General features: G+C 60.0%; 23 protein-coding genes. 9 read left to right on the top strand and 14 right to left on the bottom strand.

Annotated features, from left to right (window positions below; genetic code table 11):
• Positions 1–14: 14 nt before the first annotated feature.
• From NANH_RS0106070 to NANH_RS0106050, 5 genes are all read right to left on the bottom strand, one after another.
• Complete coding sequence (locus tag NANH_RS0106070) at positions 15–1,430, bottom strand: Dyp-type peroxidase (RefSeq protein WP_027261221.1); 1,416 nt, start codon at positions 1,428–1,430, stop codon at positions 15–17.
• Positions 1,427–2,143: a hypothetical protein gene (locus NANH_RS0106065; RefSeq protein WP_027261220.1), complete on the bottom strand. Its 717-nt coding sequence runs from the start codon at positions 2,141–2,143 to the stop codon at positions 1,427–1,429. The genes NANH_RS0106070 and NANH_RS0106065 overlap by 4 nt, the downstream gene beginning before the upstream one ends.
• On the bottom strand, positions 2,133–3,161 hold the full coding sequence (locus NANH_RS0106060) for a catalase (RefSeq protein WP_027261219.1): 1,029 nt from the start codon (positions 3,159–3,161) through the stop codon (positions 2,133–2,135). Before NANH_RS0106060 ends, NANH_RS0106065 begins: the two co-directional genes overlap by 11 nt.
• A gap of 146 nt (positions 3,162–3,307) precedes the next feature.
• Positions 3,308–4,678, bottom strand: coding sequence for an aspartate aminotransferase family protein (locus NANH_RS0106055; RefSeq protein ID WP_027261218.1), 1,371 nt, complete (start codon positions 4,676–4,678; stop codon positions 3,308–3,310).
• 147 nt (positions 4,679–4,825) lie between these two features.
• Positions 4,826–5,308: an Lrp/AsnC family transcriptional regulator gene (locus NANH_RS0106050; RefSeq protein ID WP_027261217.1), complete on the bottom strand. Its 483-nt coding sequence runs from the start codon at positions 5,306–5,308 to the stop codon at positions 4,826–4,828.
• Positions 5,309–5,560: 252 nt separating this feature from the next.
• On the opposite strand from NANH_RS0106050, the gene doeA reads away from it, so the two are divergent.
• From doeA to NANH_RS0106025, 5 genes are all read left to right on the top strand, one after another.
• The gene (gene doeA, locus NANH_RS0106045) at positions 5,561–6,742 is read left to right on the top strand and encodes an ectoine hydrolase DoeA (protein WP_027261216.1); all 1,182 of its coding nucleotides are present in this window, start codon (positions 5,561–5,563) and stop codon (positions 6,740–6,742) included.
• A gap of 730 nt (positions 6,743–7,472) precedes the next feature.
• Positions 7,473–8,252 carry an SDR family oxidoreductase gene (locus tag NANH_RS0106040; protein ID WP_027261215.1) on the top strand — a complete coding sequence of 260 codons (780 nt, stop codon included), beginning with the start codon at positions 7,473–7,475 and terminating at the stop codon, positions 8,250–8,252.
• Between the two features lies 1 nt (position 8,253).
• Positions 8,254–9,396, top strand: a complete 1,143-nt coding sequence (locus NANH_RS0106035) for a hypothetical protein (protein ID WP_027261214.1) — start codon at positions 8,254–8,256, stop codon at positions 9,394–9,396.
• A gap of 14 nt (positions 9,397–9,410) precedes the next feature.
• Entirely contained in the window at positions 9,411–10,364 is a 954-nt protein-coding gene (locus NANH_RS0106030) for a glutaminase (protein WP_051372258.1), read from the top strand.
• A gap of 97 nt (positions 10,365–10,461) precedes the next feature.
• The gene (locus NANH_RS0106025) at positions 10,462–11,568 is read left to right on the top strand and encodes an ABC transporter ATP-binding protein (protein ID WP_245601409.1); all 1,107 of its coding nucleotides are present in this window, start codon (positions 10,462–10,464) and stop codon (positions 11,566–11,568) included.
• Positions 11,569–11,580: 12 nt separating this feature from the next.
• On the opposite strand, the gene NANH_RS0106020 is transcribed toward NANH_RS0106025, so the two are convergent.
• The gene (locus NANH_RS0106020) at positions 11,581–12,264 is read right to left on the bottom strand and encodes a helix-turn-helix transcriptional regulator (protein WP_027261211.1); all 684 of its coding nucleotides are present in this window, start codon (positions 12,262–12,264) and stop codon (positions 11,581–11,583) included.
• Between the two features lie 215 nt (positions 12,265–12,479).
• Between NANH_RS0106020 and NANH_RS0106015 the strand changes: the two genes are divergently transcribed.
• Genes NANH_RS0106015 through NANH_RS0106000 form a run of 4 tightly spaced genes read left to right on the top strand, consistent with a single transcriptional unit; the run spans position 12,480 to position 14,895 of the window.
• Entirely contained in the window at positions 12,480–12,695 is a 216-nt protein-coding gene (locus tag NANH_RS0106015; protein ID WP_027261210.1) for a twin-arginine translocase TatA/TatE family subunit, read from the top strand.
• 6 nt (positions 12,696–12,701) lie between these two features.
• Positions 12,702–13,181, top strand: coding sequence for a Sec-independent protein translocase protein TatB (gene tatB / locus NANH_RS0106010; RefSeq protein ID WP_027261209.1), 480 nt, complete (start codon positions 12,702–12,704; stop codon positions 13,179–13,181).
• On the top strand, positions 13,178–14,053 hold the full coding sequence (tatC, locus tag NANH_RS0106005; RefSeq protein WP_027261208.1) for a twin-arginine translocase subunit TatC: 876 nt from the start codon (positions 13,178–13,180) through the stop codon (positions 14,051–14,053). The genes tatB and tatC overlap by 4 nt, the downstream gene beginning before the upstream one ends.
• An 11-nt stretch (positions 14,054–14,064) precedes the next feature.
• Positions 14,065–14,895, top strand: a complete 831-nt coding sequence (locus tag NANH_RS0106000; RefSeq protein WP_407694961.1) for an ATP-binding protein — start codon at positions 14,065–14,067, stop codon at positions 14,893–14,895.
• A gap of 53 nt (positions 14,896–14,948) precedes the next feature.
• On the opposite strand, the gene NANH_RS0105995 is transcribed toward NANH_RS0106000, so the two are convergent.
• The 8 genes from NANH_RS0105995 to NANH_RS27375 form a co-directional block, all read right to left on the bottom strand.
• Entirely contained in the window at positions 14,949–15,281 is a 333-nt protein-coding gene (locus NANH_RS0105995) for a hypothetical protein (protein WP_027261206.1), read from the bottom strand.
• Positions 15,282–15,410: 129 nt separating this feature from the next.
• A complete protein-coding gene (locus NANH_RS0105990) occupies positions 15,411–16,580 on the bottom strand; it encodes a LysM peptidoglycan-binding domain-containing protein (RefSeq protein WP_027261205.1) in 1,170 nt (389 codons plus the stop codon).
• Between the two features lie 59 nt (positions 16,581–16,639).
• The gene (locus NANH_RS0105985; protein WP_027261204.1) at positions 16,640–17,287 is read right to left on the bottom strand and encodes a protein-L-isoaspartate(D-aspartate) O-methyltransferase; all 648 of its coding nucleotides are present in this window, start codon (positions 17,285–17,287) and stop codon (positions 16,640–16,642) included.
• A complete protein-coding gene (gene surE, locus NANH_RS0105980; protein ID WP_027261203.1) occupies positions 17,284–18,066 on the bottom strand; it encodes a 5'/3'-nucleotidase SurE in 783 nt (260 codons plus the stop codon). The genes NANH_RS0105985 and surE overlap by 4 nt, the downstream gene beginning before the upstream one ends.
• A gap of 119 nt (positions 18,067–18,185) precedes the next feature.
• Positions 18,186–18,821: an SDR family NAD(P)-dependent oxidoreductase gene (locus tag NANH_RS0105975; RefSeq protein WP_027261202.1), complete on the bottom strand. Its 636-nt coding sequence runs from the start codon at positions 18,819–18,821 to the stop codon at positions 18,186–18,188.
• 42 nt (positions 18,822–18,863) lie between these two features.
• The gene (locus NANH_RS0105970) at positions 18,864–19,136 is read right to left on the bottom strand and encodes a hypothetical protein (RefSeq protein ID WP_027261201.1); all 273 of its coding nucleotides are present in this window, start codon (positions 19,134–19,136) and stop codon (positions 18,864–18,866) included.
• Positions 19,137–19,299: 163 nt separating this feature from the next.
• On the bottom strand, positions 19,300–20,784 hold the full coding sequence (gene purF, locus NANH_RS0105965; RefSeq protein WP_027261200.1) for an amidophosphoribosyltransferase: 1,485 nt from the start codon (positions 20,782–20,784) through the stop codon (positions 19,300–19,302).
• A gap of 221 nt (positions 20,785–21,005) precedes the next feature.
• On the bottom strand, positions 21,006–21,635 hold the full coding sequence (locus NANH_RS27375) for a Hint domain-containing protein (protein ID WP_051372257.1): 630 nt from the start codon (positions 21,633–21,635) through the stop codon (positions 21,006–21,008).
• Positions 21,636–21,856: the final 221 nt, after the last annotated feature.

Below are 21,856 nucleotides of genomic sequence, written 5' to 3'. Positions count from 1 at the left end.
GCCGGACGCAACGCTCAGCCGTTCAATTCCGACAGATACCGGATCGCCGGAAGGCTTGGCAGAAACAGATAGGCCCCGCCTCTGGTCGTCACAAAGCGTGGAAAACCGCGCAGGCGAATTGTACCGCCATTCCTGAGCGTCAGATCGAACCAGCTGGACTCGGGTGAATTGGCGCCGAACAGCGGATCGTTCGAGCCGGTGATATTGGGATCCTGCAAGCCGAGATTGAGCCAGTCGCACATCACCGCTTCGAACTGGGCACCAAGGTTGGCACCGATGAAATTGCCAAGCAGGCCCCATTCCTGATCGTCGTTTTCAGGTTTTCTCGGATCGACGTCGCGAGGACCGTACGACATGCCGCGCCGCACCAGCCTTCGCGTATAGTTGGCGATGCGCTGGACAATAGGGCCGCCGCGTGGGTTGACACGCCGCATGTGCGAACCTGCCGGACATCGCGAGGTGCGATCATAGTCGAAATTGGTGCGGAACTTTGGTGCACGAGGGTCGGGCACCACCGCCGCGTCGGGCGAAGCCTCATAGGACACGCCATTGCGCCAGCGCCCACACATCTGTGCCGCCACGATTTCGCGCAACGCGCCGTGTCGGTCCAGACCTGCGCCAATCCGGTCCTCTTCTCCCGGTGCCAGCAACTGGTCGACGTCGGGATGGCGCAATAACGCGTCAGCCGCTGTATCGAGATAGCGTTCGAAACCGGCAACGTCCTGCGCCAGGATGCGAAATGCGTTGAAGGTTCCGTTGTGCCCGAGTTCCGCAGGAGAAGGCACGCGAAACAACACATCTTCGAACCGGGTCGGATACCCCAACAGGATGGTTCCGAGCGGGTCAATAGGCTCGTCGACTTTGGCCTGATCCGGGTCGTCTATCCTGTTGAACCGAGGCTGCGAGATATTGTCGACGTAGCCAAAGTACACCTTGTCATCTTCGAGATTGTAGCCGTTCCTGACGCCAAGCACATTAAAGGCCCGGGCCACCTGATCCTGAACCTGATCCAGCTGGGGAGTGTCATTGGCGTAGACCGAGGCAACGACATGCACACGTTCGGGGTGATTGAACGGCGGTGCCCAGTTCGCTGGCGCGCTGGTTCCAAAGTCACCAAGCTTGATCGCGCGATGGGTCATCCCCTGGACGAACTCGGTCGGAAAAGTTGCCAGGCAGTCCGAAGGTGTCCCCAAAGCCCGAAGTCCTTCGTAGGTCAGGCCGATATTGAAGCAAAACCCCGGCTTTCGGGTCCAGCTTTTCTCTCGGGTGATGGCAGGAACCGCGTCATTGTTACCAGCGACCGCCGCGGCAAGAAACCGCCGCGCCGCAGCAGGATTGTCAACTTCGAGGATCAGATAGCGGACCAGATCGCGGCGATATCCGCGCAGGATGTTGCCCTGAAGATCGTTGGAATCGAACTCTGTATTCACCAGCCCACTCCGAATTTGCCGCGCACCTGCGCGGCGGAAAAACCGGGGTAGGCGCGATAACCGCCGCCCAGTGAAATATTCGGGTTGGCGTTCAATTGCAGGATCAGCTCGCGCGGCAGTGACCGCAGTTCGTGAGGTGGGCTGTCGGGCGAGCGCCCGCTTGCCGTATCCTGCAGCCCGAACAGATCGGTGGGGAAATCCGGCGCCTGGAACAGATCGTGCGCATGCACCCAGTCGATGAATCTCTCGACATTATGCGTTGTGGGAATGAGGTCGTCGCCGCCCTCGACCAGCGAGACGACCTCGTCAAAAACACTCCCGATCGTGGCAATGAAATCCCGAATGTAATTGCTGAAATCGCCATCGTAGACCGAGATCATGCAAATGTAGTCATCCAGCAGCAGAAAACGCGCGGTATGCACCGTGCCGACATTGTCGAGACCTGCAAATATCTCGTCTACGTTCTGTGCAATCGCCAGGGCGGCCTTTGCACGTCCAATCGGAGAACTGTCCTTGAGGGGCATGATCAGATTCATCATGCGCTGAACGTTTTCGCTGGGCTGTGCCGAAGCGCGTGGGCCGCCGGGCAGCTTTGGCTTGGGATCGCGCCAGACCCAATAGGGCACCACGACATAGGTCGAGAGGAACTTGAACCACCCCCGCTCGGGCAGGCTGTCGACGAACCGATCAAACCATCCGCCGTCATTCGTCATTCGCTTGGCTCCGTGAAAATGGGCAAGGTACCGCACCGCGCCTCTTGCTGGAAATCTCATAGACGTCCTTGCGCGCGCGCAACACCAGATCGCCGGAGGGTTCGATACCGTCGGTCAGCAGGCCGGGGTTGAAGCTCAGGCGTTCGCAATCGGCCTCCTGGTCCTTGACGACCGTATCCAGCGTCAGGGTTCCCATCATGACCCGCACGCGATGAGGTGGCCATGGGCGGGTGGGATCGTCGAAGGCGTCGCCTATCTCTCCTATCGACATCATGAGCGAGAAACGCGCGGGGGCGAGAGCCAGACGTTCGCGTAACTTGTCCTGCAAATAAACGTCTTCCGGCGGTGCATTGGGATTGGTATCCAGAACGCCGGCAATGGGTTGCCAGGTAAAGCGAACCCAGCGGCGGGTGCCATCCGGCGCGGTTATGACGAACGTATGCACCGCATGGTAAGATGCGCGATCATAGCTTGCTGGTGCGCCGATCGCTGCGGCCTGAAACACGGCAAGCTGGGCATAGCCGTTGCGATCCGCAAAGCGCATTGCGCCTTCGTCCGGCCTGACGGTTTCGCCGGGATAGGGGTCGCGCATCGGCGGCGTGAGTTTCAGCATATCGAGGATTTTTCGCCATGGCGACTCACGCGAGAACTTTGCCGGTTTTGCGGCAAGGGCGAAATCGAGAAACGTCTCGGGCGTCGGGGTAAAGAACTCGGGCAGGGTCATCGCGATCAGATCGGTGGCCGTGCCATCGTCAAGATGGAAACGCGTCGCCATACCGCGTACGTCCGACCAGCCATCGTGTTGAACCGCGCTTCCCGAACCGTTCGAGAACCGAACCGTAACGGGCGTTTCGGTCCCCTGAAAATGCTTGGAGATGCAATAATCCCGCGCCACATGCGATGCCAGAAAGCTGCCCGTGGCACCAATGCCTATGGTGTGGACCGGTCGTTTTTTGGGGCTGCCGTCAGGACGAACCAGCGAATCTACCAGCCTCTCGGCAATGCCGGGATCCTCCATCTTAAATTTCTCCGAGTCAAAATACTTTCAAAGGTTAGCATGGTTTTGGGGCACGCCAAAAATAATAATCTTTCTCAAATCCGTATGTCGTTGTTCAGGTGCGACGACGTGGGCGGCAATCGGGGCCTGCCCACGTCCCGGCCCGGTCAGCCAAGCACCTGTTTAATTGCATCGACGGTCGCGGACACCACGGTTTCAGCTTCCTGCCGGGTCATGCAGAACGGCGGGGCGTAGCCGATGATATCTCCTTGTGGCATGGCCCGGGCAATCACGCCGCGGTCCGCCATTGCCGCAGAAATTGCGGGTCCGATCTTGCGCGATGGATCAAAGAAAACCCGATTGTCGCGATCTTCGACCAATTCCACAGCACAGAGCATTCCTTCGCCGCGGATCTCACCGACGTTGGCGTGGTTGCCAAGTGCGGCACGCATCTGCGCGTTCAACTCGGCCCCGACCTGGGCGGCGTTGCCGATCAGATCCAGATCGTCAATCAGTTTCAGGTTCGCCACACCGGCGGCGGCGCCGATGGGATGCGCCGAATAGGTCCAGCCATGCCCGATCGGACCGTTTTCGTCGGTGCCTTGTTCCAGAACCTTCCACATCCGCTCGCCCACGATTGAACCCGACAGCGGCGCATAGGCCGAGGTCAGCCCTTTGGCGATGGTGATCAGATCGGGTTTCATCCCATAGTGATCCGATCCGAACATGCTGCCCAGCCGACCAAACCCGGTCACCACCTCATCCGCTACCAGCAGGATGTCGTGCCTGTCCAGAACGGCCTGGATAGCCTGCCAATATCCTGCGGGGGGCGGGACGATTCCCCCGGTGCCCAGAACCGGTTCGCCAATAAAGGCGGCGATGGTGTCCGCCCCTTCGCGTTCGATCAACGCTTCGAGTTCCGCCGCCAGATGGGCGGTAAATGCCTGCTCGCCCATATCGGCATCGCGGCGGCGATAATAATAGGGCGCCTCGGTGTGGACCACCTGGGTCAGCGGCAAATCGAACTTGCGGTGAAACAGTTCAAGCCCCGTCAGCGAACCGGTCATCAAACCCGACCCGTGATAGCCGCGCCATCGGCTGATGATTTTCTTTTTCTCGGGACGGCCAAGGATGTTGTTATAGTACCAGATCAGCTTGATGTTGGTTTCGTTGGCATCCGATCCGGACAGGCCGAAATACACCTTGCTCATGCCTTTGGGCGCGCGGTCCAGGATCATCTTGGCCAGGCGGATGGAGGCTTCGGTACCGTGCCCGACATAGGCATGGTAATAAGCCAGTTCGCGCGCCTGTTCGGCAATGGCCTCGGCAATTTCGGTGCGCCCGTAGCCGACGTTTACACAATAAAGCCCGGCGAAGGCATCCAGAAACCGGTTGCCGTCGCGATCAACGATGTGGCTGCCTTGGCCGCCGCTGATAACGCGCGTCGGGCTTTCGCCGCGCGCGTGCTGTGCAAGATGGGTCGAGGGATGAAAAAATGTCTCGCGGTCCCATTGGTCCAGCATATCATTTTTCAGCATAGGTTTTCCTTTTGGTGGCGATGTCGCTACGGGAACGCGGGCAATCCACGCATAGCGTACCAGCCGCACGACTTTTGCCGGTCCTTGCCCCCGGTCGGCAAAGAACTGTCGGATTCCGTGGCCTTGTTCCAAAGATTTTTCGGCGGTTCAGCCTTCGCTGGCGGCCATCAGCGCTGCGAGGGGCGGCGGTGCGTCCTTGATCGCTTTGGTCACGATATAGGTGAAATAGCGGGTCAGCCCGGAGTTCTGCTCGAGCAGGGCATCCATCAGGTGCTGGTAACTGTCGATGTCGCGCGTGGTCACGAGCAACAGATAGTCGAATCCGCCGCCCAAAGCCCAGCATCCGGTAATCTCGTCATGCTGCGCGATCACCGCTTCGAACCGTTGAAAACTCTCCGCGCGATGTGCGCCCAGTTCGACCATCACGAAGACCGTGATATGCGGCACCAGTCGCCGCAACGCGATGCGGGCGGAATAGGTCTCTATCGCACCTGCCTTTTCCAGCCGTTGCAATCGTTCCCAGCACGCTGCGGCGCTGAGATTGACGCGCTTGGCCAATGCGGACTTGGAAATCCGGCCTTGCCGGCTGAGGACTTGCAGGATGGATATATCGCGGCTGTCGAGTTTCAAAAGGCTCATCGCGCAGTGATGCGGTGTAATTGTAATCCCGTCAATTGCGATGATGGCAGCATTGGTTAAGCCGGGCCGGATCGGTCGGTGATCGGCAATCCTCTCACTGAAGGGGGTACTCGAATTCAGGATACCATTTGCCGATTTACAAGGAACTGCTGCATACAGGATTCGACAGGTACGACATCGGCCAACTGGCCGCAGTGTTTGGCCGCAGCATCATAAAGACAGGTTAACGGAGGCGCAGCCGCCATGACGACTTTCCGCTCCAACTTTACGACCGGCGAATATCTGCGCCGGATCGACAAGACCCGCGCCGAACTGTTCCGTTTGGGGCTGGACGCGATTGTGGTCAGCGACCCGTCGAACATGTCGTGGCTTTCCGGTTACGATGGCTGGTCGTTCTATGTGTTTCAGGCGGTGATCCTGACGGGCGAGGGCGAACCGGTCTGGTGGGGGCGGCAAATGGATGCGCTTGGTGCGCGCCGTACCGTGTTCATGCAGGATGACTGCATCAGGGGGTATGACGATGCCTATGTGCAAAACCCGGACAAGCATCCAATGGAAAACCTGTCGCATTTATTGGCGGAATTGGGCCTGTCAGATCTACGGATCGGGGTCGAGATGGACAACTATTATTACTCTGCCAAAGCGCACCGCACTCTTGAAAAGTGTCTGCCACAAGCCGACTTTCTGGATGCAACCGGCTTGGTGAACTGGCAGCGCGCGGTCAAATCCGAACGCGAAATCGAGTACATGCAGCGTGCCGCCCGGATCGTCGAAACGATGCATGCACACATTCTGGATGTCGCCGAACCCGGTATGCGCAAGAACGATCTCGTGGCCGAAATATATGCCGCGGGTATTCGGGGTGCCGACGGGTTTTGGGGGGACTATCCCGCGATTGTGCCGATGGCCCCTTCGGGGCTGGATGCCACCGCACCGCATCTGACCTGGGATGACCGCCCGATGGAAACGGGAGAAGCCACCTTCTTTGAGATTGCCGGTGCGCATTGTCGCTATCAGTGCCCGCAATCGCGCACACTGTTTTTTGGTGAGGTGCCACAGAAGTACCGCGATGCGGAACAGGCCGTGCTGGATGCGATTGCTTCGGGGCTGGAGCAGGCCAAGCCGGGCAATCAGGCGCAGGATATCGCAAATGCGTTCAATGCAACTTTGAACAAGGCCGGTTATGAAAAGGACAGCCGCTGCGGATATGCCATCGGGATCAGCTATCCGCCCGATTGGGGCGAGCGCACGATCTCGTTTCGGCGTGGCGATGAAACGGTGCTGGAACCGGACATGACCTTTCATTTTATGCCAGCCCTCTGGCTGGACGATGGCGGGCTGGAGATTACTGAACCGATCCGCATCACTGAAACCGGATATGCATGTTTCTGCACCACCCCTCGCGAACTTTTTGTGAAAGCGTAGGGGATGTTCCCTTTGTCGGGGATGCAATGGGTGCTGTCTGGATTTCTGAACGCGTGTCACGCGGGGGCATCGGGATTGGTCGCTTGCGGCGTCGCGTTTGGTGGAATGGTGGCTGACGGTGTCGGTTCCGCCGCCGCTCGGATGCATTCGGAATTGACAATTTCGACGCCACAAGCTCTGGCTTGTGCCCGCATTCAGAGGTTGTGTCCACTCGGCCTTTCGATGGGCTGAAATGATTTATTGTGTTATTTTAAATCCTTAAATATAATTCGCTTGTCCGGAAATGTGCCGCGAACCCCCTGATGCGAGCGGTTCAATCCCGGCATCTGGTGGATCGGATCTAGGATGAGATGATCTGGCTCTCAAGGCGCCGATCTAGCGCTGACCGTGTCATGTGCGGACACGATGGCAGAAGGGCGTAGGGGCAATCATCCGGTGGCAGCAGCCTATGCTGTCGAACCGCAACGATCATTGCCCCCTTGGCTTCTCTGAGACCGGTTGAGCGCGGTTCTTTCATGCCGGTCTGGCGGTCCGGTTCTACGCAAATTTCCGCTGTGAGGCGGTTCGCGCGCCTGCACCGGATACGGGATACATTTCCCGGGCCGTGGTGCGTTGGTCTGCTGGGGTGCCAAAGAGCTGCGCGGACTGGCGGTCATTTTTATGCGATGTGCTGGCAATGCGGGCGGGTCCGGTGTTACTTCGGTAGGGACTGTTGGATAGGAGTTGGACAATGGATCTGGGAATAGCCGGAAAACGTGCGCTGGTCTGCGCCAGCAGCAAGGGGCTGGGTCTGGGCTGTGCCGAGGCTTTGGCCGAGGCTGGCGTCGAGCTGGTGATGAATGCACGCGGCGCCGCGGCACTTGAAGCGTCGGCACAGGCGATCCGCGACGCCCACGGCGTGCAGGTGACAACCGTTGCTGCGGATGTCGCAACGCGCGAAGGTCAGACCCAGGTTATCGAGGCGGCGGGTGCGGTCGACATTCTGGTCAACAACGCAGGCGGGCCACCTCCGGGCATGTGGTCGGATTGGGACCGCGAGGATTTCATCAAGGCGCTGGATGCCAACATGCTGGCCCCGATCGCACTGATCAAAGCGCTGGTACCGGGTATGATGGATCGGGGCTGGGGCCGCGTGGTGAACATCACCAGCCAGTCGGTGCGCGCGCCAATCGGGGTTCTGGGACTGTCCAATTCGGCCCGTACCGGGCTGACCGGCTATGTCGCGGGTACCTCGCGGCAGGTGGCTGGCAAGGGCGTGACCATCAACAATCTGCTGCCGGGCATCCATGACACCGACCGCGCAACGTCATTGGACGGGGGCGTCAGCCGGGCGCAGAATATCAGCATCGAGGATGCCCGCATCCAGCGCGAGGCGACCATTCCGGCGGGGCGCTATGGGACGCGCGCGGAATTCGGCGCGGCCTGTGCGTTCCTGTGCAGCCAGCAAGCTGGGTTCATCGTGGGGCAGAACCTGTTGCTCGATGGCGGTGCCACCAACCTGACCATGTGACATGGCAACGGGGTTCTCTCTGAAAGACCAGTTGTTCAATTCCGAAAAGGTCGGCTATCTTGCGGACCTTTTTGCCGCAGCAGACGGCGGGTTTGCGGCGAACCGGTTCCAGACGCAGGTGATGGAACGGTTGCCCGAGCTTGAACTGAAACAGAGGATCTCGTGGATCGCCGAATGCCTTGGCGCGCAGATTCCCGGCCCCCTGCACGACCTTGCACCTGTCCTGCTCGCGGCATTGCCACCGCCGCTGGACCCCAGCCGCACCGATGACGATTTCGGTGATTTCATTTTTGCGCCGCTGGGAGAACTGGTTGCAACGCGCGGACTGGAAACACCCGATCTGGCGCTGAATCTGCTCGCCGAGATCACCCAGCGGTTTTCGATGGAATGGGCGATCCGCCCTTTCCTGAACCGCTGGCCGGATCTGGTGCTGGAACGGATGGCAGATTGGGTTGATCATGACAGCTATCACGTGCGCCGCCTGGTCAGCGAAGGCACCCGTCCCAGATTGCCCTGGGGGCAGGGGATCGCGCTGGAGATCACTGCGCCGCTGCCGCTGTTGGATCGGCTGCACGGGGACACCACCCGCTATGTCACGCGGTCGGTGGCCAACCATATGAACGATATCAGCAAGCGCGTGCCGGAACTGGCGATGGACCGGTTGGATGGCTGGGCAGAGCAGGGGCGGCAGGAGCGTGCGGAGCTGGACTGGATGACGCGCCACGCCTTGCGCGGGTTGATCAAGGCCGGAGATCCGCGCGCGATGGTCATGCTGGGCTATGACCCCGATGCCGGGATCGACGTGGATGAATTCAGACTGCCGCGAAAGATCGCCATTGGCGAGGTTCTGACCGTCTCAGCGCGCCTGCGTGCCACGCAGGATTGCGGGGCTCTGGTGGATTACATCCTGTGGCGGCGCAAGGCGAATGGTGGATTGACCGCCAAGGTGTTCAAGCTCAAGCAGGTGCAGTTGCGGGTGGGACAGACCGTCGAACTGACGAAATCGCATCGGCTCAGGGGGGATGCGACCACGTTCAGGCTGTACCCCGGGGCGCACAAGGTTGAATTGCAGGTCAATGGACGCGTTCGGGCCGAGGCGTGGTTCGATCTGGGTGCAGACCAGACGCGAAATACGCGCAACTAGGATCGGAGGTCGTCATGGCTGAACACCCTGTGACCGCCGGGCGGCTGGAGCGGATTGTCACCGAGATCGCCGAAGAAATGGCGGCGCAAACCAACCGGGGAAAGGTCGCTGATTACATTCCTCCGTTGGCGCGTGTGGATCCGGCGCATTTTGCGCTGGCCGTGGTTCTGCCGGACGGCACGACAATTTCCGCAGGCGACTGTACAATGCGATTTTCGATCCAGAGCGTGTCCAAGGTGTTTACCCTTGCGCTGGCGCTGGGGAAGATGGGCGAACAGATGTGGTCCCGCGTCGGGCGCGAGCCTTCGGGCGATCCGTTCAATTCCATCGTGCAACTGGAATACGAACGGGGTTTGCCGCGCAATCCCTTTATCAATGCCGGTGCGATTGCGGTCACCGACAGCATTCTGAGCAGCTATATGCCCAAGGAAGCATTGGGGGAGATCCTGCAATTCGTCCGCTTTGTCGCCGGAGACGAGGATATCGCCATAGACCCGGCCGTAGCGCGCTCAGAGCAGGAAACCGGGTTCCGCAATATCGCTCTGGCCAATTTCATGCGCGAGTTTGGCACAATAGATGGCCCGGTTGAGCAGACGCTCGGGGTCTATTTCCACCATTGCGCCATTGCCATGACCGCTCGGCAACTGGCGATGGCGGGGCGATTCCTGGCCTATGATGGCTGCCTGTACCCCGGTGGACCACGCGTAATAGCCGCCCGCATGGCGCGTCAGATCAATACGCTGATGCTGACCTGCGGGCATTATGACCGCTCTGGCGAGTTTGCCTTCAGCGTCGGGCTGCCGGGCAAAAGCGGGGTTGGGGGCGGTATTCTGGCCGTGGCTCCGGGGCAGGCGGCCATCGGATGCTGGTCGCCGGGCTTGAACCGGTCGGGAAATTCCGAACTGGGGTCCCGTGCGCTGGAACGTCTGGCCGAGCGCACGGGTTGGTCGGTGTTCGCGCCCAGATAGGGTTGGCTCCGAGCGACGCTTGCACCCAAGGTGCGGGATTGCTATTTGCGTTCAACCCCGATGATTTTGATCGGATAAAGACAAAGAGGCTCCAGCGGTGCAATCCGAAATCGAACAGCCTGGTATCACGCCAGCGGTTCCAAGGCTGGAGATCCGCAACCTGGTGCGGCGTTTCCAGGGCCGCGCGGTGGTCGATAACGTGTCACTGCGGATTATGCCGGGGCAGGTGACCTGCCTGCTTGGGCCCTCAGGTTGCGGCAAATCCACAACCCTGCGTATGATCGCTGGCGTTGAAATGCAGGACAGCGGTGAAATCTGGGTCGATGGCAAGCTGGTCTGCGACACCGTGTTTCGTGTCCCGCCCGAGCGCCGTGAGATCGGGCTGATGTTTCAGGACTTTGCCCTGTTTCCGCATCTCAGTGTGGCGGGCAATGTCGCCTTTGGCCTGAGAGGCAGCAAAGAGGAAAAACGCGCCCGGGTGGCCGAACTGTTGGACAAGGTCGATCTGCTGCAATTTATCGACGGTTATCCCCATCAACTTTCTGGCGGCGAACAACAACGCGTGGCCCTGGCCCGCGCTTTGGCCCCGCGACCGAGAATCATGCTGATGGACGAACCGTTTTCTGGGCTGGACAACCGGTTGCGCGACGGTATCCGGGACGAAACCCTGACCCTGCTTAAGGAAGAAGACACTGCCGTTCTGCTGGTCACCCACGAGCCGGACGAAGCGATGCGGATGGCAGATGAAATCGCGCTGATGCGCGACGGGCGCATCGTGCAGCAGGGCGCGCCCTACAACGTATATACCCGTCCGGTCGACCGGGCGTCAGTGGCGTTTTTTTCGGATGCCAACGTGCTGCGCGCAACGGTGAGCGGGGCGCTGGCACAGACCCTGTTCGGTCAGTTCCTGGCCCCCGGTGTCCCCGATGGCACCGACGTCGATATTGTATTTCGGCCTCAGCACGTGCGCATCGATTTTGACCGCGCCGGGAACGGTCCGCGCCCGACCCCGACCGACGGCGTTCCGGCGCGTGCGCTGGTCAAGCGGGCGCGGTTCATGGGCCACGAAAGCCTGGTTGAATTCTGCATGGATTTCGACGGCTCGGTCCTAAAAGCCACCGTGCCAAATGTGTTTCTGCCCGCAGAAGGGACAGTCATGTGGCTGACCGTGCCGAGATCGCGGTGTTTCGTCTTTCCGACCTAATCGAATTGAGGTTCAGATATCCGGCCCGGGCATGCCCAGGTAGTCCGCCAGCCGTTTGCCGGGCTCATCAACGAACAGTTCAGGCAACGGTGTTGCGGTCTCGATCAGGTCGGTACGGAATTCCCGGAAATCCTCGCGCAGTTCACACCAGGAAATCAGAATCCAGATATGGCCCCAGGATTCGAGACGCAGCGGGCGAACAGTCCGGATACTGAGAATTCCATTTGACGAGCGATAGCCAAGGCGGAATTTCTGCTTGCCTGCAATGGCGCTGCGCAGGCTGGCCATATGAGACAACCCCCGCGCGGAATCCGCCAGTGGCGTCAGCGCGGCTTTCCAGGCATCCGCCGCGTCCAGGGTTTCGGCCGAAAGGCTTGCCTCTATTTTGTCTGACAGCGACAGGGCGGCCGATTTCAAATCGGGGTCAGCGGCTTCGGATACGATGGCTATGCCAAGTGTCAATGCATCCACTTCGGCGCGGGTCAGGGTCAGTGGGGGCAGAGTGGTTCGATCCAGCGTGCGATACCCGGTGCCGCGTGTCCCCTGCACCGGAACACCCGAGGCAATCAGGCGCTCCATATCGCGATAGATTGTGCGCTGCGACACGCCCATCCTCTCCGCCAGATCGCTGGCCCGGTGCAGTTGGCCGTCGCGCAGGAGGGCAATGAGATCTAGCAGGCGGTCGGAGCGTGGCATGGGGTTTGCTGTCACGGTTTTGCATTTATGTCCACAAAAACTGACAAAAACATGTCAGTTGTTGCGAGAGACAAAGAGCATTGCACGCCATAATGACGGGAAATGCCCCCGCCGGTCCGGTTGCCGCTTTTCTCGGTGGCGGACCCTGCGTAGAACACAATCGACTTTTCATGCGCTTTCGCCACCCGGCGCGGCGCCTGTCTGAGGAGACGGACATGTTGAACAATATTGGCCTTCCGGGCCTGTTGCTGATCGCAATCGTGGTTTTGGTCCTGTTCGGACGCGGCAAGATCAGCTCGCTGATGGGCGAAGTGGGCAAGGGCATCACGTCGTTCAAGAAGGGCATCAACGATGGCCAGAAAGAACTGGAAGAGGACGCATCGGAATCGGCCAAGGACGTCACGCCTGAAACCGACAAGGACAAGGTGTAACCTGCAATGTTCGACCTGGGCTGGACCGAGCTGCTGGTCATCGGAATTGTCGCGCTGATCGTCGTCGGCCCCAAGGATTTGCCAGTGCTGTTCCGCAATGTCGGACGGTTTGTGGGCAAAGCCAAAGGCATGGCGCGAGAGTTTTCCAGCGCGATGCACGACGCGGCTGAAGAATCGGGCGTCCATGATGTGGCAAAGGGGCTCAAGGCCGCAACAAACCCCATGGCCAGCGCTATGGACGGGGTCAAGGATGCGGCGCGTGATCTGACCGACAGCATCAATCCGGCCAAGCTGGACCCGTCCAAATATGACCCCGACAGCGAGACCGGCAAGCTGGCGGCGGAGCGTGCCGAAAAGACCAAGAAGATCCAGGCCGCTACCGCGAGGGCCGCAGCAGATCGATTGAAGCGCGAGGCCGAAGAGGCGCAGGCCAAGGCGGCCGCGGCCGAGGCAGCATTGGCCCAGGAGCCGGAAAGCAAGACATGAGTCCGACCGAAGAGATCGACGATTCCAGCGCGCCGCTGATCGAACACCTGGCCGAATTGCGCAATCGGCTGATCCATTCTGTGGTGGCCTTTCTGATCGGCATGATCATCTGTTTTACCGTCGCCACGCCCATCTTCAATTTCCTCACGGCCCCGCTGTGCCAGGTGCTCGCAGAGCGGGGACAGGATTGCGATCTGATCTTTATCAGCCCACAAGAGGGGTTCTTTGTCGCCATCAAAGTGTCCCTGTTGGGGGGCTTCTTGCTGGCCTTTCCCTATATCGGTTTACAGATGTGGCGGTTCGTTGCGCCCGGTTTGTACAAATCGGAAAAAGGTGCGTTTCTGCCGTTTCTGGTGGCCTCGCCCTTCATGTTCGTGCTGGGGGCGTCGTTTGCATTTTACGTTGTCACGCCGCTGGCCTATGATTTCTTTCTCGGGTTCCAGCAATTCGGCACCGAGGGCGAAGCCGTGGTGGACGGGGCCGCTCCGCTAAGTGTGGTGTTTCAGGGCAGTGCTCAGGAATACCTGAACCTGACGATCAAATTCATCGTCGCCTTTGGCCTGTGTTTCCAACTGCCGGTGCTTCTGACCCTGATGGGCAAGGCTGGGCTGGTCAGTGCGCAGGGGCTGGGCAATGTGCGTAAGTATGCCGTTGTCGGCATCCTGGTGCTGGCTGCGCTGGTGACACCGCCGGATGTGATCACCCAGGTGATCCTGTTCGTGGTGGTCTACGGGCTATACGAAGTGTCCATACTTCTGGTGCGCCGTGTCGAGAAGAAGCGCGAAGAACAGCTGCGCGCGGACGGGTACTATGACGACGAGGAGTTCGAAGACCCGTTGATGTCCGAGTTTGAAGAGGAAGACGGCAAGTGATCGACGACCCGATGGACCGGATCGCGGCGGCGCTGGAACGTATGTCGCCGCCGCCGATGCCCGCCCCAGATTTTACTGCGGCCACCGCCTTTGTCTGGCATGTCGAGCCGGATCGGCTGGAGCCTGTAACCGATGTCAATCGGGTGGATCTGGATCTGTTGGTCGGTATCGATCGATCACGCGATACCCTATTGGATAACACCCGTCGGTTTGCGGCTGGGTTTGCCGCCAACAATGCCCTATTGTGGGGCGCGCGCGGCATGGGAAAGTCAAGTTTAGTCAAGGCAATACATGCCAAATCTCAAGCAGAGCATGAAGAGTTGAAGCTGGTCGAGTTGCAGCGTGAAGATCTGCCCAGCGTCGGACGGTTGCTGAACCATCTGCGCAGCGCACCGCACCGGTTCCTGTTGTTCTGCGATGATCTGTCATTTTCGCACGATGATCAGCATTACAAAAGCCTTAAAGCCGTGCTGGATGGTGGCATCGAAGGACGGCCGGAGAACGTCGTTTTCTATGCCACCAGCAATCGCCGCCACCTGATGCCCCGGGACATGATCGAGAATGAGCGCAGCAGCGCCATCAGCCCCTCCGAAGCGGTCGAGGAAAAAGTGTCGCTCAGTGACCGGTTCGGGCTGTGGTTGGGCTTCCACCCCTGCAGTCAGGATGAATACCTTGCGATGATCGATGGGTATTGTGCTGCCCACGGCATTAAAATCGATCCCCAAACCCTTCGGGCCGAAGCCATCGAATGGCAGGCGACTCGCGGATCGCGATCAGGGCGGGTGGCCTGGCAGTTCTTTACCGACCTCGCCGGGCGTCAGAAAATTGCGATTGACCTGTAATCATTGCGGTTGTGTCCCGCAAAGGCGGAGCACGAGGGTTGCCCGCCAAAACATCAGTCGTGTTTCATGTGCACGCGCGTGTTGAGCCCTTCGCCGATGAAATCGACAAAATACCCGCCTTTGGCCAGTGTCGCATCCACGCCATTGATATCAGCCACCCAGCCGTGATCGGCTGCGGCGAGGGCAAAGTTCTGCGCAACGTCCTGCGCCTGGATACCGTCGTTGCCTGACGATTCAAAACTCATTTCCGTGCAGTCCGCATTGACAGTGAAATAGGTCTTAAAATCGGCTTCTTCTCCACGGAATGAACCACCGGCCCATGGGCAGGCAGATGCGGTGACTGTACTCAAGACGGTGATGGCGGTCGCGAGCAAAACAAATTTCATAACAGGACCTCCGGTTGATTGATATCCGCGCAGTTTGACCGCCGCGCAAACCCAGTCAAGAGCCTGCGTTTGAGGGCCGGGCGTTCGCTGAACGGCGCAGCAGACGGCTCCGGGCAATGTCTGGGATTGTTATTCGAGGTATGGCATCGGATCGACGCTGTCGAATCCGTTGCGAACCTCGAAATGAACATAGGCGTTGTCGCCGCTGCGCAGCTGAGCGAGCTTTTGGCCACGCTCGATGGTGTCGCCTTTTTTGACCGAGATCTGATCGACATTGGCATAGACAGTCAACAGATTATCAGGATGGCGAACGACCACGATCGGTATCTGGTCTGCGTCTTGCGTGATCGCGGCGACTGAACCGTTGCCAGCGGCGGTGATCGCCGTTCCCGGGGCCGCGGAAATGTCTATGCCATCGTTGCGACCCTTGGCATAGGTGCGGATGATCTTGCCCTGCACCGGCATGGCCAGGGCCGCAGTGCTGGCGATGGACGGTTTGCCAACCGGTGTTTTGGGTGGGTCCGGGGGGGTGGGGTCGATCTTTTCGTCGGGCAGGGGCTTGGCCGCGCTTGGCGGCGTTGGTGTTGGCGAGCCTGCTCCGGGTTCCGTGACTGCGGCGGCGGCAGTTTGCGTGCCACGTTTGGGGGCGGGCGATCCGGTTACGGGGATCAGCAGATATTGACCTTCCCGGATTGCGAAATCTGATCCTAACCCATTCCATTCCGCCAGTGATTTGACCGACACCTGGTAGAGCCGCGAGATGGTATAGGCGGTCTCTCCACGCGCCACCTTGTGCCGCACCGGCTCGGGGGTGGTTTGTGTAACGCGAACAGGAGCCGCCTGTGCCGCCGGTTTCAGGGTGCTGGTCTGAACCGGGGTAGTCTCGGGCGCAGTATCGATGGCGTTGCCTGCCAGGGCGGCGATATCCACGCCGCCGCTGCCGGGTTCGGCCACCCGGCCGGGCAGGGCCAGAACCTCGTTTGCGCGCAAGGGAACCGTCGGGCTGAGTCCGTTGAATTTGGCAAGTTGTGCCGCCGGTACTCCGATACGGTTGGCAACGTCGGTCACGGTATCGCCCCGCCGGGCCACCGCCACCTGATAGTTCGGGTATGAGATGATGCCACGATCATCCGGCTTGGGCCGATGCGTGGTGATGTTTCGGGCCGCGTCGCTGGTGTTGAAGGCACCAACCTGGCCGCGCAGATCGAAATCCAGCGGCTCGCTGCAGGCTGTCAGAAACACCATGGCCGCAACGGTGCCACCCAGCCGGGCCGAAGTCGATCTGAAGAGAAGTGTCATCGCTCTGTCCTCGTTGCGCTTCCCCCTGTTACATCGGGGGTTCATGCCAGTTGTTTCATTTATACGTCTTTGCCCAGCCCTTCGAGCAGCGGCACAAAACGCACCGGGCGGATTTCGTCATAGTCAAACCCTGTCTCGGTCCGATGCACCCGGATCAAGGTTTGTACCGCGTCTGACTGACCCACAGGCACCATCATGATACCGCCGATTTTAAGTTGCGCCAAGAGCGGTCCCGGCGGATCCTCGGCGGCGGCAGTGACGATGATCCGATCAAACGGTGCCTGTTCCGGCAAGCCGAACGAGCCATCCGCAACCATTGCGGTGATATTGGTCAGGTTCAATTCGTCAAACACCAGGCGGGCTTCGCGCACCAGACGCGCATGCCGGTCCACAGTATAAACACGCCGCGCCAGCCGCGCCAGAATCGCCGCTTGGTAACCCGAGCCGGTGCCCACCTCAAGGACCTTGTCCCGCCCGCTCAGTTGCAGGGCTTGTGTCATCAAGCCGACCACCGAGGGCTGGCTGATGGTCTGCCCGCAAGCGATTGGCAGGGGCATGTCTTCATAGGAACGGTCAGAAAAGATCCCGCGCACGAATTTACCGCGGTCGACGCTTTCCATCGCCTCCAGAACCCGTTTTTCAGTCACCCCACGCGAGCGCAGCGCATAGAGAAACTGCATCTTGGTTTCGGCGGCGGGCCCTGTCATTCGATTGCCTTCATCGCCGTCAATGCGTCATGGGCGGTCAGATCCGCGCGCATCGGCGTGACCGAAACATATCCATCAAGGTTGGCGAAAGCGTCGGTTCCGGGCTTGGTCCTGATCTGTTGATTGCCCCCCTTGATCCATAAAAAGCGCCGTCCCGAGGGCGAGCTGTGCGGTTCGACTTCAAACTGCGTGCCACGGCGAAATCCCTGGGCCGTGACCTGGATGCCCTTGACCTCGTCCGCCGGGACCGGGGGGAAATTGACGTTGAAGAACAGGCGGTAGTCTTCGGACGCTTGTGGCATGGCGGCCAGAATCCGGCGGATCACGTCGGCACCATGACCGGCGGCGGCGTCAAATGGATTGTCGATGCCGAAATTGCGCGGGCCGTAATATTGCGACAGGGCGATGGCGGGCAGCCCCTGCAACGCGGCCTCTATCGCGCCGCCAAGGGTGCCCGAGTACAGCGCATTCTCGGCCGAGTTGTTGCCCCGGTTGACGCCGGACAGGACCAGATCGGGGGGGGTGTCTTTCATCACGTCATGCAGTCCGGCCAACACGCAATCTGCCGGGCTGCCTTCGGCGGCATACCGGCGTTCGCCCATCTTGGCGATCATCATCGGGTGCGTATAGCTGATGCAATGCGCCACGCCGGATTGCTCGAACGCCGGGGCCACGGTCCAGACCTCTCCGCCCGGTCCGGTGAGTTCGGCGGCGATGGTCTCCAGAATGTCCAATCCGGGTGCGTTGATGCCGTCGTCATTGGTGATCAGAATGCGCATGAAGTGCTGCCCTTTTGCCTCTTGATAGACACGACATGCGGGACCGGCAAGCGAGCGCGCTGTTTCCGGTCAAAAATGCGTGTATCCGTTGCAAGAACGCCGGTTCCGACCGCCTGCGGTCACAATTGTGCCAATAAGCGTACCGCTTCATCCCGAGGGAGGGCAAGTGCGGCCCGATCTTCGCCCGGAAAGAACCGCGCGCGGGTGGCGGTGGGCATCGCAGACGGGGTCAGGATGGAAACCCTGGGACCGGTGCGGGCCGCTTCCGTCGCCCAACTGCGGGCCATGGCGATTTGTGCCGCTTTGGTGGCCCCATAGGTTCCGAAGAATTTTTCGCCTGCGCGTGGATCGTCAAAGAACACCGCTTGGCCCGTTTGCCCCAAAAGGGGCGCCACATAAGGGATCAGGACCGAGACCGCCGTCGTATTGATCGCTACCGATTTCTCCCAATCCTTGGCATCGATAAAGTTGGCCGGGCAGAGGGGGGCGGCATGAATTGCCGTATGCAGCCACAGATCCAGCTGGCCCCAGCGGTCATGGATTCCGCGACACAGGGTGGCCATGGCATTCGGGTCGGTAATGTCCATTGGGGCCAGTGTCGCGCTTCCGCCAGCGGCCTGAATGCGGTCGTCCAGTTCTTCCAGGGCACCGGTGGTGCGGGCAACGGCGATGACGTGATGGGTGGGGGCCAGCGCCTCGGCGAGCGCCGCACCCAAGCCGCGCGACGCGCCGGTGATCAGGGCAAGTTTTGTCATGGGCGCGGTTTGACCCGCAGCGCGGCAATGGTCAAGAGCCGATCAGCCCGAAGGCAGCGCCAACCGCCGGGTGCTTCCATTGCGCTCGACCACTACGCCGTCCTCGTCGATACCGACGATGCGGCCAATGCTCAGTTTATCACCGGTTTCAACCTTGCGAATCCGTCCGTTGGATTCACGAACAAGGGCGGTCAGGTTGCTTTGGGGGCCGAATAACCCGATCAGGTCGGTGGAACGGCTGTTCAGAACGCGGTTCTGCGTGGCCAGCTTGGCCACGTTGGACGGGGTAGGACCCGCCTCTGTTGCATTTGTCATGATCTGCCTCACTTGGCGATTGTACCGCAATGCTGCATTGCCGCATCTTTGGCATCAGCGCCTAGCATGCGTCAATCGGCGGGAAAAGAGCAGTCCGTGTGCCGAAATGGGCCTGTCGGCAATACCCTGCCCAATGCGGTCACGGCAGACGGCGCTGATCGGCCTATTCTGCGGCGGGCTTCATCTGAAAGCCCTGTTCAACCATATCGGCGGGCTTGACGGGGTATTCACCCGAGAAACAGGCGTCGCAATATTGCGGGCAGGTGGGATTGCGTCCCTGAGCCTCGCCGACGGCGCGGTAGAGACCATCCAGCGAGATGAACTTTAGACTGTCCACAGCCAGGTGTTCGCGCATCTCGTCTTCGGACATGGTCGCGGCCAACAGCTTTTCGCGCTGCGGCGTGTCGACCCCGTAAAAACAGGGCCAGGCGGTGGGGGGGGATGCGATTCGGAAATGCACCTCTTTCGCGCCGGCATCCAGAATCATTTCCTTGATTTTGCGGCTGGTGGTGCCGCGGACAACGGAATCGTCCACCAGGATGACACGCTTGCCTTTGATCAGCGCCCGATTGACGTTCAGTTTCAGACGCACGCCCATGTTGCGAATCTGCTCGGTCGGTTCGATGAAGGTCCGGCCCATATACTGGTTGCGGATAATCCCCATGGCATAGGGAATGCCACTTTCCAGCGAGAACCCGATTGCTGCCGGGGTTCCACTGTCGGGCACCGGGCAGACCAGATCGGCCTCTACCGGGCTTTCCTTAGCCAGTTCACGACCGATCGCCTCGCGGGTTTCATAAACGCTGCGCCCTCCCAGAATGCTGTCGGGGCGGCTGAAATAGACGTGCTCGAAAATGCAGAAGCGTGGTTTCTGACGGCGGAAGGGGAAATGACTTTGCACCCCATCGGTGTTGATGACGACCATCTCGCCGGGCTCGATCTCGCGTACGAATTCGGCACCGATTATATCCAGCGCGCAGGTCTCTGAACTGAGCGCCCACCCATCGCCAATCTTGCCCAGCACCAGCGGGCGCACGCCCAGCGGGTCGCGCACGCCGATCAGTTTGGTACGAGTCATCGCCACAACGGAAAACGCGCCTTCGACTTTGCGCAAAGCTTCTTCCATCCGGTCGGGAATGGACCGTCCCATCGACCGTGCCATCAGATGGATGATGCATTCGCTGTCGGAAGAGGATTGAAAGATTGACCCCCGCTCGATCAGTTCGCGCCGCAGGGTATTGGCGTTGGTGATATTGCCATTATGGGCAATCGCCGCTCCGCCCATCGAAAATTCACCAAAGAACGGCTGCACATCGCGAATCGCGGTCTGCCCCTTGCTGCCCGATGTGGAATAACGCACGTGTCCGATGGACAATGGCCCGGGCAGGGTTTCCATGATTTTCTGACTGGTGAAATTGTCGCGCACATAGCCAAAGCGGCGGGCGTTATTGAACCCCTGTTCCGGGTCATGGGCCACGATGCCGCCGGCCTCTTGCCCGCGGTGCTGCAAGGCATGCAGACCGAGCGCGACAAAGGTCGAGGCGTCCTGAACGCCGACAACACCAAAGATGCCGCATTCTTCGTGCAAGGTATCATCCTCACCAAGATCAAGCAGACCTGAGGTATCAAAAGGATGGGCGGGCGGCATATGCAGGGTGGACAAAGCGGGGCAGCTCCGAATCCAGTGGCAGGATGCCCCTCACATAGAGCCTCTGTCCACCAGTGTCACCCGTCCAGTCATCAAACCTTTGCATTTCGCCCTTCGCGGGAGAGCGCCATGGCCAACCCGGCTCTGCTCAGCGCTGAAATGTCAAAGGCCGCCCCGTAGAGGAGCGGCCATTTGTGGTGGGTGTCGGGTGGTGGTGTGGATCAGGCGGCAAGCGCAGGGGCAAAACCCAGCGGGTCCAGGCCGCAATGACCCCGGTTCAGCATCGACAGCAGGGCGCGGGTTTCGCCATACCGCAGGGTGCGGAAGAACGGATCGGTAACGCCCGACGGAACATGGATCAACGCGCCAGTCTGGGCATAGACGATTTCTTCGTTGGCAAAGGTCAGTTCCGTCGCCTCAATGTCGGAAAAGCCGACAACCGAAGTGATTCCGCGAAAGCCGCACAGTGCAGAGGCGGGGGCCAGAACACAGGGGGCCTGAAACAGGGTCTCGCATTCCGGTTCGACCAGGGCGACATGCTGCCCGGCGGTCAGAACCAGATCGGAACAGTTGTTCAGGCTTCCGGCGGGCACATGAATGGCCCGGGCCGAACCGGCGGCCACACGGTGTTGCCGGATGCGGATCAATTCAGCGAACCCGCCGTCCAGAGTATATACTCGATCCCCTGCATTCAGTGTCTCGACGGTCTGCCAACCGGATGGGGTTTCCAGCATCGTTCCTGCCTTGAAGGCATTCACTTCCTGACGTTTGGGCAGAGAAAGAACCGGCGGCTTGGCAGCGGCATCGGCGGGGGCGAATTGGGCGAAAGCTTGTCCGTGGTTCAAAAACATTTGCGTGGTCCTTTGTCAGCGTGTGTCCGTTTGTTCTGGCTCTAAGCTGGCATCGAAAATTCGCCGTTTTTTGGTCACTATTGCGGCCATAATCGTTTACTTTTTCCAGATCCGGGCCAATCCCCGACCAAAGACGTGGATTGCAAACCAGATGTGACCTCCCAATCATAGTCTGTTTACCAAAACGGTGTCCCGGATGCGCCAGATTGCGGGCTGAGCAC

It is taken from the genome of Sedimentitalea nanhaiensis DSM 24252 (assembly GCF_000473225.1).
Taxonomy (GTDB): Bacteria; Pseudomonadota; Alphaproteobacteria; order Rhodobacterales; family Rhodobacteraceae; genus Sedimentitalea; species Sedimentitalea nanhaiensis.
The sequence above is the reverse complement of the archived record's forward strand: the minus strand, read 5'-3'. Positions and strand labels throughout refer to the sequence as shown.